The following is a 15,239-nucleotide window of genomic DNA, read 5'->3' on the forward strand; positions in this document are numbered from 1 at the left end:
TTTATGTCCGAGCGCCCGAGCCCGCAGATTTCCTCGCGCAAACAGCCAAAACAGGCCCGCTCCACCGAGCTCGTGGCAGCGGTCCTGGAAGCGGCTGTTCAGGTTTTGGCGAGCCACGGCGCCCAACGCTTTACCGTTGCCCGCGTTGCCGAGCGTGCGGGTGTGAGCGTCGGGTCGGTGTATCAATACTTTCCAAACAAGGCTGCGATCCTGTTCCGGCTGCAAAGTGATGAGTGGCGGCAGACCAGCGATATGTTGCGAGACATTCTGGAGGATTCCGCCAAGCCGCCCCTCGCCCGGTTACGAACCCTTGTGCAGGCGTTCATCCAGTCCGAGTGCGACGAAGCGCAGATTCGCATCGCGCTCAACGATGCCGCGCCGCTCTATCGGGACGCTCCCGAGCATCAGGCGGCACGCATGTCGGTGCAGGCATCAGTGGACGCGTTCATGCAGCAAGTGCTGCCGGATGCCGACGTGCACACCCGCGCCCTGGCCGGTGAGCTGGTCATCGCCACCCTCAGTTCCGTGGGTAAACGGTTTTCGGCAACGCCTCGCACTTGGCAAGAAGTCCAGACGTATGCCGATGCGATGGCCGATATGTTCTGCGCCTACCTGGAAAACCTGCGGGCGGTCGATCGCACTTCGGGCTGACTGATCGTCTCGACGTCCAAGTGACAGCCCGTTGGCAGTTTTACTACACTCCCCCGTCTTGTCCCCTTCCCTTGCGAGACGTCCCATCCTTATGAAAACCATAACAAGCACGATGACGTTCTGTGGCCTGCTGGTGCTCTGCGGCAGTGCATTGGCCGAGCCAGCGCCTTCGCACCTGGACAAAGTGATCCAGCAAGGTGAACTGCGGGTGTGCACCACCGGCGACTACAAGCCCTACACCTACAAGGCCGAATCGGGGGAATACGAAGGCATCGACATCGACATGGCGCGCTCACTCGCCACCAGCCTGGGCGTCAAGGTGCAATGGGTCCAGACGACTTGGAAAACGTTGATGCCAGACATGCTCGCCGGTAAGTGCGACATCGGGATGGGCGGAATTTCCGTCACCCTGGAACGGCAGAAGAAGGCCTATTTCAGCAGCACCCTGGACGTCGACGGCAAAATCCCGCTGGTGCGCTGCGAAGACCAGTCGCGCTACCAGACCATCGAGCAGATCAACCAGCCTTCGGTGCGCCTCGTCGAGCCGGCCGGCGGCACCAACGAAGCTTTCGTGCGGGCTTTCCTGCCAAAGGGCCAGTTGGCCTTCCACGATAACGTGACGATTTTCCAGGAGCTGCTGGACAACCGCGCCGACGTGATGATCACCGACGCCTCGGAAGCGCTCTACCAGCAAAAACTCAAGCCGGGCCTGTGCGCCGTCAATCCGACCCGCTACCTGCAATACGGCGAGAAAGCCTACCTGCTGCCCCGTGACGACAATACCTGGAAAATGTTCGTCGACCAGTGGCTGCACCTGAGCAAGGCCAATGGCAGCTACCAGAAGGTGATTGGGCAATGGCTGGCGGTGCCTGAAGCCCAATAACGAACCGGCGGCCGTACACGCTCGCATTCCGGGGTTTGTGTGCGGCGCCATGGTCTGGCATGTTGGGCCTTCCAACAGAACTGTCACGAGGCCCCATGCAGATCGAATTACTGGAAATCAGTGAGCATCTTCATCGTTTTCCGCCATTCGATGCCCTTCCCCAGGAGACCTTGGAGGATATTGCCCGGCGCGTCGAGGTCGCTTATTTCAAGGCCGGAAGTCCGATCCTCGAAGCGGGGGCGGACATCCATGATCTGCACTATGTACGCAGCGGCGCCGTCGAGATTTATCGGCGAAACGGCGAACTGTATAACCGGCTGGTCGAGGGCGATATCTTCGGTCAGGCGGGCCTGCTGCGCAGCAACCGGGTGCGCTTCCCGGCCAAGGCCCTGGAAGACAGCCTGATCTATTTCATTCCGGCGGATGTATTCGCAAGGTTATGCGAGCGGCACGACAGTTTTGCCGATTTTGTCGAGGCCGAAGGACATTCCAGGCTCAAGTCAGCTGTCGAGGCCCAAGGGCGTGCAAGCGAGCTGATCCAACTCAAATCCCGCGCATTGATTTCCCGTGACCTGGTCTGGGTAACGCCGCAAACCAGTGTCCGTGAGGCCGCCCAGTTGATGACCGAACGAAGCGTCTCCTGTGTCGTGGTCCTTGAGCCGGCCGGGAAGACCCCCGAGCAGATGCTCGGCATCGTGACCGACCGGGACCTGCGCACTCGCGTTGTGGCCACCAACCGCAGTGGCGACACCACGATTGGCGAAGTCATGTCGATCGATCCGGTAGCCATCCAGGCCGATGACTCGTTGTTCGAGGCGATGCTGTGCATGCTCAGGAGCAACATCCACCACCTTCCAGTAGTGGACAAGGGCCGTACGCTCGGTTTGATCAATCTGTCGGATATCATCCGGCACGAGTCCCAGAGCAGCCTGTACCTGGTAAACAGCATCTCCAACCAGACCAGCGTCGAGGGTCTTCGCTCACTGCTGCGCGATTTGCGCGGTACCTACATTCGCATGGTCCGCGACGGCGCCACCGCGCACATGATCGGCAGCGCGATCTCGGGCATCGGCCGTGCCTTCACACAGCGTCTGCTTGAACTGGCCGAACGCGAACTGGGACCACCACCGGTTCCGTATTGCTTCATGGTGCTGGGCTCGATGGCCCGTGACGAACAATTGCTCGTGACGGACCAGGACAACGCGCTGGTGCTGGATGACCGGTTCGACCCAGCCCTGCATGACGATTACTTTCGCAAGCTGGCCGCGTTCGTCAGCGACGGGCTCGCTCAATGCGGCTACAGCTACTGCAAGGGCGGGATCATGGCGACCAACGTCCAGTGGCGTCAGCCATTGCGGGTGTGGCGTGGCTATTTCAGCCAGTGGATCGAGAAACCTAACGCCGCCACCCTGCTCAACAGCTGCATCTTTTTTGACCTGGACGGGGTCTATGGCGCGCTGGACATGGTCGAATCACTCAAGGCGCTGTGTGCGCAGAAGTCCAGGGATACTCCGGCTTTCCTGGCAGCGATGGCGCGCAACGCATTGAATCGCACGCCGCCGCTGGGTTTCTTTCGCACATTTGTCATGGAAACGGACGGGGAACAAAAACAGATTATCAACCTCAAGGGCCGGGGCACGGCGCCCCTCACCGACCTGATCCGCATCCACGCGCTGGCGTGTGGCACTACGGCGCAAAACTCCTTTGATCGGCTGGATGCCATCGGCCATACGCGGTGGGTACAGCCCGAGGCCATCGAGCATCTGCGCTACGCATTGGAGTTCCTGTCGATGGTGCGCATTCGGCACCAGGCCGATGCCATCGAACAGGGGCGCAAACCGAATAATTACATCGAGCCCGAGCGTTTCTCCACCACTGAGCGGCACAACCTCAAGGAAGCGTTCCAGGTGTTGAGCAATGCCCAGAAATTCCTGCGTTTCCGCTATCCCGGTCACGCCCGGCCCGCCCGATGAACGCCCCACGAGTGCCCGTTGAACGGACGATGCCGGACTGGACGACGCGCTTCGAGCAACTGGCGCGACAAGCACAGCATCCCCTTCTGCAGCGTTTCTACGAGGCCGGGGTGATCAACGGCCAGACCGCGCTGGAACAGGTCGAGTTGCTGGCAATGGACCTGGAAACCACCGGTTTGAACGCCCGCAGCGACAGCATCGTCAGCATCGGCCTGATGCCTTTCACCCTGAAGCGAATACGGTGCGGCGAAGCCCTGTACTGGGTCATCAAGCCATCCACGCTGACCCATGAGTCGGTGGCATTTCACCGCATTACCCACGCTGACATACGTCATGCCCCGCGCCTGCCGGACATCATGGACAATCTGCTGCAAGCAATGGCGGGAAGAATCATGGTGGTGCACTACCGGGCCATCGAACGCAACTTTCTGGACGAGGCGTTTCGGCGCCACCTTGGAGAGGGCCTACAGTTTCCAGTCATCGACACGATGCAGCTGGAGGCATGGCGAGTCAGGGGGCGTCGCCGTTGGTTGGACAGACTGTTGCGCCGCCCGCCTGCCTCCATCCGGTTAGCCGATACTCGCCAGCGTTATCGACTGCCGACCTATCACGCCCACCATGCATTGACCGACGCACTGGCCACGGCCGAGCTGCTGCAAGCGCAGGTGGCCACTCATTACAGCCCGTGCGTCGCGGTCGGGCAGCTCTGGGATTGAACGCTGGGGCGTGCCTCGCCCCAGACAACTTCAGGCGATCAGGATCGCGGTTCCGACATCAGTCCCTTCACCAGGGAAATGCAGCCCAGCAGCAGCACAATGGCAAAGGGCAGCCCGGTAGAAACCGCCATGGCCTGCAAGGCGATCAGCCCACCGCCCAACAACAGCGCGATGGCGATCACACCCTCGATGACTGCCCAGAAAACCCGTTGAGGAACGGGCGCATCGACCTTGCCGCCGGCAGTGATGGTATCGATCACCAGCGATCCGGAGTCCGACGAAGTGATGAAGAAGACGATCACCAGCACGATGCCCAGCAACGATGAGATTTCCTTGAGGGGCAGCGCTTCCAGCATCGCGAACAGCTTGAGTTCCAGCACCGCATCCTTGACCCCGCTCAATCCTTGCAAGGTGGCCTGGTCGATGGCCGTCCCGCCAAAGGTGGTCATCCAGAGCACCGACACCAGCGAGGGCACCAACAGGACAGAAATCAGGAACTCGCGGACAGTCCGGCCACGGCTGACCCGCGCAATGAACATGCCTACAAATGGCGACCAGCTGATCCACCAGGCCCAGTAGAACGCCGTCCAGCCCTGGGTGAACTCGGCGTCGGTACGACCGAAAGGGTTGGACAATGCAGGCAGGTATTCAACGTACGTCACCACGTTCTCGAAGAAGCCGGTAAGAATGGCCAGGGTGGGACCGACGACAATGATGAAGAGCAGCAACAGGAGCGCCAGGCCCATGTTGATTTCGGAGAGCAGCTTGACGCCCTTCTCCAGCCCGGCCAGTACCGACCACAGGGCAATCAGCGTGATACCGATGATCAGTACCACCTTGCTGACGTTGGAGGATGGGATGCCGAACAGATGTTCAATCCCCGCCGCAGCCTGCTCGGCACCGATACCCAGCGAGGTCGCAAGCCCGAACAGGGTGGCGAACACCGCCAGGATGTCGATGATGTGCCCTGGCCACCCCCAGACACGCTCCCCCAGCAACGGATAGAAAATCGAGCGAATCGACAGCGGCAACCCTTTGTTGAACGAGAACAGCGCCAAGGATAACGCTACGATCGCGTAGATAGCCCAGGGATGCAGTCCCCAGTGAAAAATCGTCGCAGCCATCGCCAGGTCCGCAGCGCCTTTCATGTCGCCCGCTGCGCCATCGAGGGGGGCCCAGTCCGTGCGTACCCCGCTAGGATCGAGCGTCACGCCCCCCATCGCAGCGGCGTAATGCGACATGGGCTCTGCCACGCCGTAGAACATGAGCCCGATCCCCATCCCGGCAGCGAACAACATGGAGAACCAACCCAGATAGGTATGATCCGGCGTGGCGTCGCGGCCGCCCAATCGCACCTTTCCCAGCGGTGAAACAATCAACGCCAGGCACAACAACACGAAAACATTGCCTGCGCTCATGAAGAACCAGGCCAGGTTTCGGGTCAACCAACCGCGCATAGCGCTGAAAAGCGGCTCGACTTCATTTTGGAGAGCCAGCGTCACGATGACGAACAACAGAACGGTGGCGGCGGAGATCAGAAAGACTTTGCCATGGATATCCAGGGAGAAAGAAAACTCCCCGCGGAAATTGTCCTGTCCGATGACATAGTCTGTTTCGATGAGATTTGCCTCGCCGCTGGGGGCTGGTATCCCCTCCGTACCGGGCGCCTGGGATTTTCCTGATAGATCGTCTACAGGATCTTTACCCACGTGAACCTCCTTTGATTTTGCAGCACGCACACGCGCGTGATGGTCTGAAAAGCCCCGCTGTTCAAAGTGAAAACGAGATGTAAGTGCCATAGCCTAACAAGTCTGGAGGCATGCCTGTGACATCGACCGGCCATGACTGTTCCACAAACGGCCTCAGGTTGGCCTATAGCCAGGCAAAACGAAGGGCGCCGGGACAGTGTCCGGGCGCCCTTCATATGGACCGTCCGCAGGGTTGCTTCAATTCACTGTGCACGCACCTTGCTGATTTCGTCGTACATCATCCTCACCAGTTCCCCATCCAACGATTTGGCAAACTTGTCGATCACCGGCTGCACGCGCTCGCGAAAGCGGTCTTTCTCGGCCGGGGTGATTTCGTTGATGGTCATCGCACCGGCCAGCGTGGCCTTGGCCTTGTCCATGCTTGTCGCGGTGACTTCGCGCTGGAACGCCTGCGCCTCGGCTGCGGCGGCGCGGATCATCACCTTTTCATCATCGTTGAGACGGTTCCAGGTTTTCTGGCTGATGATCAACGACTGCGGATTGAAGATGTGGCCGGTGACGGAAAGATACTTCTGTACCTCGTAGAACTTGTTGCCTTCAATCACCGTGAAAGGATTTTCCTGGCCGTCGATGGTGTGCTGCTCAAGGCCTGTGTAGACCTCGGGGAACGCCATCGGCACTGGGTTGGCGCCCAGGGCAGTGAAGGTTTCCAGGTAGATCGGCGATTGGATGACGCGCAGTTTCAAGCCCTGCAGGTCTTCGAGCTTGGTCACCGGGTGCTTGCTGTTGGTCAGGTGACGGAACCCCAGGTCCCAATAGCCCAGCCCTACCAACCCCTTGCTGTCCAGTTGCGCCGCCAGTTTCTGCCCGACCGGGCCATCGATGACCGCGTGCGCTTCCTCGACGTTGTTGAACAGGAAAGGGAAATCGAGCATGGCGTAATCCGGTGCCTGGGCGGCCAGGATGCCGGAGTTGAGCACGGTGATGTCCAAGGTCCCGCCCTGCAATGCCGACACCGTTTGCACGTCGCCGCCCAGGGTTCCGCCGGGGAACAGGCGGACCTTGATCTTGCCGCCGCTCTTTTCGCTGAGCAGGTCGGCGAACTTCTGCGCGCCCTGGCCCTGGGGATGTTCCTTGACGTTCTGGAATGCGAATCGCAAGGTTCGCTCGCGTATCTCATCCGCGTGGCTGGCTACGCCGGTCAGCAGCAATCCCGTCGCGCACGCCCCGGCCAGCAAGGTTTTCATCAGTTTTCCCATGTCACTCTCCGATCGTTATTGTTTTTAAAGGTCGAGCCAGCGAGCACCGCTGTCATCCGGTGAAGAATTTCAACGGTCCCATGACCAGTTGCGGAAACAGGACCAACAGCAACAGCACCACAAACTGCGCAATCATGAACGGCCAGACCCCGCGGACGATTTCCTCGAAGTCCAGCTTTGCCACTCCGCACACGACGTTGAGCACCGTGCCCACCGGGGGCGTGATCAGGCCGATGGCCGTGTTGATCAGGAACAACACGCCGAAGTACACGGGATCGATACCGGCCTGGATGACGGCCGGCATCAGCACCGGGGTGAGGATGAGAATGGTCGGGGTCATGTCCATGACCGTGCCCACCAGGATGATCAACGCCATCATCACCAGCAACAGGAGGGTCTGGTTATCCATGAACGGCGCCAGCAGGTCCGCCAGTTGGCCCGGCAGGTCGGCGATCGTCACCAGCCACGATGAAACCATGGCCGCCGCCACCAGCAGCATCACCACCGAGGTGGTCCTGGCCGAGGACAGGATCACTTCGTACAACTGACTGATCTTCATTTCCCGGTAGATCACCAGGGACACGAACAGCGAATAGACCGCCGCGACCACCGCCGCTTCCGTCGGGGTGAAGATGCCAAACTTCAGGCCCAGGATGATGATCAAGGGCAGGCCCATCGCCCAGCTGCCGTCGAGCAGTGTGCGCATGACTTCGGCACGGGAACGCTTGGGCGCCGTCGCCACGTTCTCGCGCCGGGAGATCAGCCACCAGGCGATGGCCAGCCCGACACCCAGCATCACCCCAGGCACGATACCGGCCAGGAACAGCTTGGAAATCGACACACCGGAGGCCACGCCGAAGACGATGAAGCCGATGCTGGGCGGAATCACTGGTGCAATGGTGCTGCCGGCGGCGATCAGCCCGGCCGAGCGCCCGCGGTTGTGTCCGGCCAGTACCATCATCGGCACGAGCAACGCCGCCAAAGCCGCCGCATCGGCCACGGCCGAACCGGACAACGACGCCAGCAGGCACGAGGCGATGATCGCGACGTAACCCAGGCCGCCGCGCTTGTGTCCCACCAGCGCCATGGCAATGTTGACGATGCGCTTGGACAGGCCACCGACGTTCATGACCTCGCCGGCCAGCATGAAGAACGGCACGGCCATCAGCGGAAAGCTGTCGGCGCCATTAAGCAGGTTTTGCGCGATGATCTGTGCGTCGAACAGGTCCAGGTAGACCATCAACGCCACGCTGACCACCAGCAAGGCAAAGGCAATCGGGATGCCCAGCGCCATGCTGCCCATCAGCGAGCCGAGGAAAATAGCCAGCGTCATGGGCGCGTACTCTTGAGGGTGTCAGGGTTGAAGCTGGCGGCGTCGCTTTGCTCGACCAACAAAGGATCGTCATCGCGCAGCTTGCCGAACAACGCCAGGTACAATTCGTACAGCAGGATGGCCGTTGCGCTGACTCCGAACACCAGCCCCGCGGCGTAGAACAACGCCATCGACAGGCCGGACGCCGGCGCGACCACATTCAGGTTGATCACCGCCTGCTGCCAACTGCCGCTGACAATCAATCCGCAAATGTAGAGCATCAGCAAATGCCCGATGACCAGGCAGGCACGCTTGCCTGCTGGCGGCAAGCGCTTGACCAGGCTGTTCATGCCCAGGTGCGCGCGGTCCTTGAGTGCCACCAGTGCACCGAGAAAGATCATCCAGACGAAGAACCAGCGCGACAGCTCCTCCGACACGCTGATGCCCGAGTTGAAGGCATAGCGCAGCACCACATTGCCGAACACCAGCACGATCATCGCGACCATGCACAGCACGATCAGCAGCTTGAGCAGCTTGAAATACAGATCGACGACTTTTGTCATCTTGAACACCTCACAGATTGATCCAGGCGCAGGCCTGCTGCCGGCGCGACAGGGCGGGCGCTATCGGGTCGCTGGAATATCCCGGAGGGCCCCGGATCTGAAGGTAGGTAATGAGGACGAGTTCTGTTGACGGGCACGCATGAGGGGATCCTCTGTTTTTATTATGGCCTCGCCTGGGCATGGCAAGGCTGGGTGACCGCTAAAATGTACTACCCAGTTAATTCGGTCAATAACCTTACGCGCCGGGATGCCCCGAACCGATCGAACTTGCGTGCGATTATCGGCCACAACCCAGTGACACCTGCGGCCTGCCGACCCGATGGGAAGTTATTTGAAGGCGTTTTGTATCGCTGTGTATATGAGTAGCCCATTGATACGAATCCGCTGATCTTGCGCCTTTGCGGCACACACCCTCGATACACCTGCGCGTTTAACTGCACACACCGGACAGCAGCACACCGCTGCACTGGCCCACTCAATCAAGCGCAGGAGAAACACCATGTTCAATTTCTCGAAACTCTCGTCCCTGGCAATCGCCCTCACCTTGGTTGGCGGCGCCACGCTGTCGAACATCGCCGCGGCCGACAGCGCATCGTCGTCTTATGACCAGGCTGCACATCAACTGGCTGAAGGTGGCTCCGATCGCCTGATCCAGAATCGCGTGGCTGAAGGCGGCTCCGATCGCTTGATCCAGAATCGCGTGGCTGAAGGCGGCTCCGATCGCCTGATCCAGAATCGTGTGGCTGAAGGCGGCTCCGATCGCCTGATCCAGAATCGCGTGGCTGAAGGCGGCTCCGATCGCCTGATCCAGAATCGTGTGGCTGAAGGCGGCTCCGATCGCTTGATCCAGAATCGCGTGGCTGAAGGCGGCTCCGATCGCCTGATCCAGAATCGCGTGGCTGAAGGCGGAGCTGATCGGTTACAGGAGCTGCGCGAACGCAGCACTGTGTGATAGCGGTGCTTGTGGCGAGGGGATTTATCCTCTCGCCACAAGAACACACTCTTCGATGCCCGATCTGAAAACATCGCCCATAAAAAAAACCCGCATCTCTCAATGCGGGGTTTTTCTTTCAACGGTGGATCAGTTGGCCGTGACGACCGCCTGACCACTCAGTGCCAGGTCCAGCAGCTCGCGGTTGGCAACCGCGTACATGGCGTAGTCAGTGCCACTGGCGGCACGGATGTCCACCAGCATGGCGCGCCAGCGCTCGACCATTTCGTGATGCTGCTCAAGCCACAGCGCCAGGCGGGTTTCGACGTCCTGGGTCGCGTCGCCGTCCTGCAGGACCGAGATAGTGATCGCCCGTTGCTGCCAGTCGATGTCATCGCGGAAGGCTTCACGGGCCAGGGCCTGCCAGTTGTTTTCCACTGGCAGTGCGCTGATCTGTTGCAGGTACCAGGTGATGTCCAGGGCGCTGCCCACGGCGAAGTAAGCCTTGGCCACATCGGCGGCGTTCTGGCCGGTAACGTCGGCAGCCTCGATGATTGGCAACAAGGTGTACAGATGCGAGGTGCCGGCAACCATGCGTGCCAGCAACTCCGGCACGCCAGCGGCCACGTAGGCCTGGTAGCGGGTCTGCCAGCCTTCACGGGTCGGGCCTTCCAGCAATTCGTCGAGCTTGAGACCCAACGCCGCCAGGTGCGGACCGAAGTGAGCGACGTCACGGGCAGCGTTCTGCTCGTTGCGGCGGCTGCGCAGGAACCAGCGCGTGGCGCGACGGCCCAGGCGCATCAGCTCGTCCATCAGCTCCAGTTGCACGTCGGCCGAGACCTGGTGGTCCAAGGCTTCGATCTGACGGAACCAATGCGGGAGATGGAAGATGTCCCGAACGATCACATAGGCACCGGCCACGTTCGCCGGGCTCATGCCTGTCGACTCTTTCAACCGTTGGACGAAGGTAATGCCCATGTGGTTGACCAGGTCGTTGGCGATCTGGGTGCTGACGATCTCGCGTTTCAGGCGATGGCGACGCATGGCTTCGGAGAACTTGCTCACCAGGGTCGGTGGGAATGCGGTCTCCATGTCACGGGTCAGGTAATCGTCGTCCGGCACCAAGGAATTGAGCAGCGATTCCTTGAGGTCGATCTTGCTGTAGGAGATCAGCACCGACAGCTCGGCACGGGTCAGGCCGTGGCCCGCCGCGACACGTTCGGCCAGCTGTTCTTCGGTCGGCAGGAACTCGATGGCGCGGTCCAGCTTGCCACGGGCTTCCAGGTCGTTCATCAGGCGCTTGTATTCGGCGATCCGCACGAAGGCGCGACGGGCCGCCAGGGACAAGGCCTGGGTCTGCTTATAGTTGTTGCCCAACACCAGGCCACCGACTTCGTCGGTCATGCTCGCCAGCAACTGGTTGCGCTGCTTGTCGGTCATGTCGCCGGCCTGCACCACTTCGTTGAGCAGGATCTTGATGTTCACTTCATGGTCGGAGCAGTCCACGCCACCGGCGTTGTCGATGAAGTCGGTGTTGGTGGCGCCGCCATGCAGGCCGAACTCGACGCGACCCAGTTGGGTCATGCCCAGGTTACCGCCCTCGCCCACGACTTTGCAGCGCAGTTCGTTGCCGTTCACGCGCAGCGCATCGTTGGCCTTGTCGCCGACATCGGCGTGGCTTTCGGTGCTCGCCTTAACGTAGGTACCGATACCGCCGTTCCACAACAGGTCTACCGGTGCCTTGAGCAAGGCGTTCAGCAGTTCGGTCGGGGTCAGCTTGTCAGCCTTGATGTCGAAGCGCTCTTTCATCTGCGGCGAAATCGCGATGCTCTTCGCGCTGCGCGAGAAGATACCGCCGCCTTCGGACATGATGCTGGCGTCGTAGTCGGTCCAGGCCGAACGCGGCAGGTCGAACAGGCGCTTGCGCTCGGCGAAGCTGCTGGCCGGCTCCGGGTTCGGGTCGACGAAGATGTGCAAGTGGTTGAAGGCCGCGACCAGTTGCAGCTTGTCGGACATCAACAAGCCGTTGCCGAACACGTCGCCTGCCATGTCGCCAACGCCCACCACGGTGATGCTGTCTTGCTGGACGTTGATGCCGCGCTCGCGGAAGTGGCGCTGCACGCCGACCCACGCGCCCTTGGCGGTGATGCCCATTTTCTTGTGGTCGTAGCCGGCCGAGCCGCCGGAGGCGAACGCATCGCCCAGCCAGAAGCCGTAGTCGATGGCGATACCGTTGGCGATGTCGGAGAAGGTCGCAGTGCCCTTGTCCGCCGCGACCACCAGGTACGGGTCATCGTCGTCATGACGCACGACGTTGGCCGGCGGTACCAGCGCGCCGTCCTTCAGGTTGTCGGTGATGTCCAACAGGCCCGAAATGAAGATGCGGTAGCAGGCGATGCCCTCGGCCGCGATCTCGTCCCGGCTGCCGCCCAACGGCAGGCGACGTGGCAGGAAACCGCCCTTGGCGCCCACCGGCACGATTACCGAGTTCTTCACCTGCTGGGCTTTTACCAGGCCCAGCACTTCGGTGCGGTAGTCTTCTTCACGATCGGACCAGCGCAGGCCGCCACGGGCAACGTTGCCGAAGCGCAGGTGCACGCCTTCGACCCGTGGCGAGTAGACGAAGATTTCGAATTTCGGCACCGGCTTCGGCAGTTCCGGAATCAGGTGCGGGTTGAACTTGAAGCTGAAGTAGGACTTGTTCTGGCCGTTGGCGTCGGTCTGGTAGAAGTTGGTCCGCAGGGTCGCCTTGATCAGGTCAAGGTAGCGACGCAGGATGCGGTCTTCGTTGAGCACCTGGACGTCATCCAGGGCCGACAGGATCGCCTGCTCCAGACGCAGCTGTTTGTCTTCCAGGTCGTCGCCGGTCAACTTGCGCGCCAGGTAGAAGCGGGTCTTGAACAACCGGGTCAACTCGCGTGCGATGTCGGTGTGGTTGTTCAGGGTGCTGGCGATATAGCCGAGGTCGAAGCCCAGGCGGATCTGCTTCAGGTAACGGGCGTAGGCACGCAGCAACGCCACGTCGCGCCACGGCAGGCCGGCGGTCAGCACCAGGCGGTTGAACGCGTCGTTCTCGGCATCGCCGCGCACGATGTGGACGAACGCGTCCTGCAAGGTGTCGTTGAGTTGCTGGATATCGAGGTCCAGGCCTTCGGCGGCGGTGAAGGCAAAGTCATGAATCCAGAATTCGCGGCCATTGGTGTGGCGCAGGCGGTACGGGAATTCACCCAGCACCCGCAGGCCGAGGTTCTCCAGGATAGGCAGCACGTCGGACAGCGCCAGCGGCGTGTCGGCGTGATACAGCTTGCAGTGCAGCTCGCGCTGGCCGGACACCTGGCCCAGCGGCTGGTAGAAGCTCATCACCAGCGGGTTCTTTTCGTTCAGGCTCAACAGGTGCTGCATGTCGACCACGGCCGAGTGCGCGGCAAAGCGCTCGCGGTAGCCGGCCGGGAAGCCTTTCGGGAAGTCCGACAGCACGTTGGTGCCCTGGGCTTCGCCGAAGCTCTCGATGACCAGGCTGGCATAGTCGTCCTTCCAGCTGCGGCAGGCCTGTACGACTTCTTTTTCCAGTAGCAACGGGTCGATGTCGATGCGGTTCTTCGGGTCCACCCGCAGGATCAACTGCACACGGGCCAGTACGGATTCGGAGAAGAAGGTCCAGAACTCGCAATCCGACGCTTTCAGGCGCTCCATCAGCACCTGCTGGATCTTCTGGCGCACTTCGGTGGAATAGATATCGCGCGGCACGTAGGCCAGGCAGTAGCAGAAACGGCCGTATGGGTCTTTGCGCAGGAATACGCGGATCTTGTTGCGTTCCTGGATCTGCACGATGGACATGACGGTGCTGAACAGCTCGTCCACCGGGGTCTGGAACAAGTCGTCGCGAGGCAGCACTTCAACCACCTGGGCCAGTTCCTTGCCCAGGTGCGCCTTGGCCTGGAAACCGGAGCGACGTTCGATTTCCGCGACCTTGCGACGGATGTACGGGATGACCCGCACGCTCTCGCCATACACCGAAGAGGTGTACAGGCCCATGAAACGGCATTCCTTGATGACCTTGCCGTCGGCGTCGATTTGACGGATCGAGACATAATCCGGATAGGCCGGGCGGTGGACACGGCTCGGGTGCGCGGCCTTGGCGAACGACAACACAGTCGGTTCGCGCAGGTAATTGACGGCGTAGTCTTCGATGCGCAGGTCTTCGGCGGTCAGGCCGGCGCGCAGCAATTTGGTCAGGCCGAGGAAGGACTCGGAGTCGTACTCGATGTGACCGCCATCGGCTTCATCACGGACCACGAACTCTTCGTAGCCCAGGAACGTAAAGTGGTTACCCACCAGCCATTCCAGGAAGCTCTTGATTTCGGCTTTTTCATCGGCGTCGGTGGCGTAGGCACTGTTGTCCAGGCTCGCGAGGATTTCCTGGACCTTGGCCTTCATTGGCTCGAAATCGGCCACGGCGACGCGCACTTCGCCCAACACCTGCTCAAGTTCCTTGCTCAGGACGTTGAGTTCGGCGGCGTTGGCGCAGCGGTCGATCTCCAGATACATCAGCGACTCTTGCAGCACGTCGTCGCCCTGGGTGCCCTTCGGCAGGATCTCCAGCAACTCGCCCTTGCTGCCGCGACGCACGCTCAGGACGGTGGTTTGCAGGGTATGGATGCTGTAGCCGCGACGGTTCAGCTCGGTGCGGACCGAATCCACCAGGAACGGCAAGTCATGGTGCAGCACTTCGACGGCGGTGTGGGTCGACTGCCAGCCGTGGCGTTCGTAATCGGGGTTGTAGACGCGCACCTGCGGTTGCGCGTGGTCAAAGCGCTCAAGCAGGCGCCAGGCGGACAGCGTGCAGCCGGCGAGGTCGGACAACCGGCGCTGGGTGAGTTCATCGAGGGAAATGATGCCGAAGAATTGTTCAGCGAACAGCGCCACTTGTGGCAGTGCCTGTTCACTGATGTGCTGCGCCAGTGCCGCTTGCAGTTGATGCTGGAAGTCGGCTTTGCTGGCTGCGGTGAAGAACGCCATCTGTGGTACTCCGCTTGGGCTTGTTATTGATGAAAGCGTCGCGTGCAGCCCCTTTCGGGGCCGTCGGCCATCCCGTTCCTGATTCTCGGGCAGAGGAAACAGGATGACAGGTGGGTGAAGCTGGACGCGACCCGCAGGTCACATCCTTTTCCAGGTAATTTCAATCGGATGACCACCTGCAAAAAACACTCCGCGATGCCCTTTGCAGGTGCACATCCGTTGC

10 protein-coding genes are annotated in these 15,239 nt (G+C 60.9%); 5 read left to right on the forward strand and 5 right to left on the reverse strand.

Annotated features, from left to right (window positions below):
* Positions 1 to 3: 3 nt before the first annotated feature.
* The 4 genes from VQ575_RS14045 (at position 4) to VQ575_RS14060 (ending at position 4,223) form a co-directional block, all read left to right on the forward strand.
* Positions 4 to 651 carry a TetR family transcriptional regulator gene (locus VQ575_RS14045; protein ID WP_039590022.1) on the forward strand — a complete coding sequence of 216 codons (648 nt, stop codon included), beginning with the start codon at positions 4 to 6 and terminating at the stop codon, positions 649 to 651.
* A 91-nt stretch (positions 652 to 742) separates the two neighbouring features.
* Positions 743 to 1,534, forward strand: coding sequence for a transporter substrate-binding domain-containing protein (locus VQ575_RS14050; protein WP_325917710.1), 792 nt, complete (start codon positions 743 to 745; stop codon positions 1,532 to 1,534).
* Positions 1,535 to 1,629: 95 nt separating this feature from the next.
* On the forward strand, positions 1,630 to 3,507 hold the full coding sequence (locus VQ575_RS14055; RefSeq protein ID WP_325917712.1) for a DUF294 nucleotidyltransferase-like domain-containing protein: 1,878 nt from the start codon (positions 1,630 to 1,632) through the stop codon (positions 3,505 to 3,507).
* Positions 3,504 to 4,223, forward strand: a complete 720-nt coding sequence (locus tag VQ575_RS14060) for a 3'-5' exonuclease (RefSeq protein WP_039590015.1) — start codon at positions 3,504 to 3,506, stop codon at positions 4,221 to 4,223. Before VQ575_RS14055 ends, VQ575_RS14060 begins: the two co-directional genes overlap by 4 nt.
* Positions 4,224 to 4,261: 38 nt before the next feature.
* Here the strand turns inward: VQ575_RS14060 and VQ575_RS14065 are convergent, their stop codons facing one another.
* From VQ575_RS14065 to VQ575_RS14080, 4 genes are all read right to left on the reverse strand, one after another.
* Positions 4,262 to 5,932, reverse strand: a complete 1,671-nt coding sequence (locus tag VQ575_RS14065) for a BCCT family transporter (protein ID WP_325917714.1) — start codon at positions 5,930 to 5,932, stop codon at positions 4,262 to 4,264.
* A gap of 242 nt (positions 5,933 to 6,174) precedes the next feature.
* Positions 6,175 to 7,191: a TRAP transporter substrate-binding protein gene (locus tag VQ575_RS14070; protein WP_325917715.1), complete on the reverse strand. Its 1,017-nt coding sequence runs from the start codon at positions 7,189 to 7,191 to the stop codon at positions 6,175 to 6,177.
* Positions 7,192 to 7,243: 52 nt separating this feature from the next.
* Positions 7,244 to 8,524 (reverse strand): TRAP transporter large permease subunit, encoded by a 1,281-nt coding sequence (locus tag VQ575_RS14075; protein ID WP_039590010.1) that lies wholly within the window; start codon positions 8,522 to 8,524, stop codon positions 7,244 to 7,246.
* On the reverse strand, positions 8,521 to 9,066 hold the full coding sequence (locus VQ575_RS14080) for a TRAP transporter small permease (protein ID WP_039590097.1): 546 nt from the start codon (positions 9,064 to 9,066) through the stop codon (positions 8,521 to 8,523). The genes VQ575_RS14075 and VQ575_RS14080 overlap by 4 nt, the downstream gene beginning before the upstream one ends.
* A 499-nt stretch (positions 9,067 to 9,565) precedes the next feature.
* On the opposite strand from VQ575_RS14080, the gene VQ575_RS14085 reads away from it, so the two are divergent.
* A complete protein-coding gene (locus VQ575_RS14085; RefSeq protein WP_325917716.1) occupies positions 9,566 to 10,018 on the forward strand; it encodes a phage infection protein in 453 nt (150 codons plus the stop codon).
* Positions 10,019 to 10,147: 129 nt separating this feature from the next.
* Here the strand turns inward: VQ575_RS14085 and VQ575_RS14090 are convergent, their stop codons facing one another.
* The gene (locus VQ575_RS14090) at positions 10,148 to 15,016 is read right to left on the reverse strand and encodes an NAD-glutamate dehydrogenase (protein ID WP_325917717.1); all 4,869 of its coding nucleotides are present in this window, start codon (positions 15,014 to 15,016) and stop codon (positions 10,148 to 10,150) included.
* Positions 15,017 to 15,239 lie beyond the last annotated feature (223 nt).

It is taken from the genome of Pseudomonas frederiksbergensis (genome assembly GCF_035751725.1).
GTDB classification, from domain to species: domain Bacteria; phylum Pseudomonadota; class Gammaproteobacteria; order Pseudomonadales; family Pseudomonadaceae; genus Aquipseudomonas; species Aquipseudomonas frederiksbergensis_A.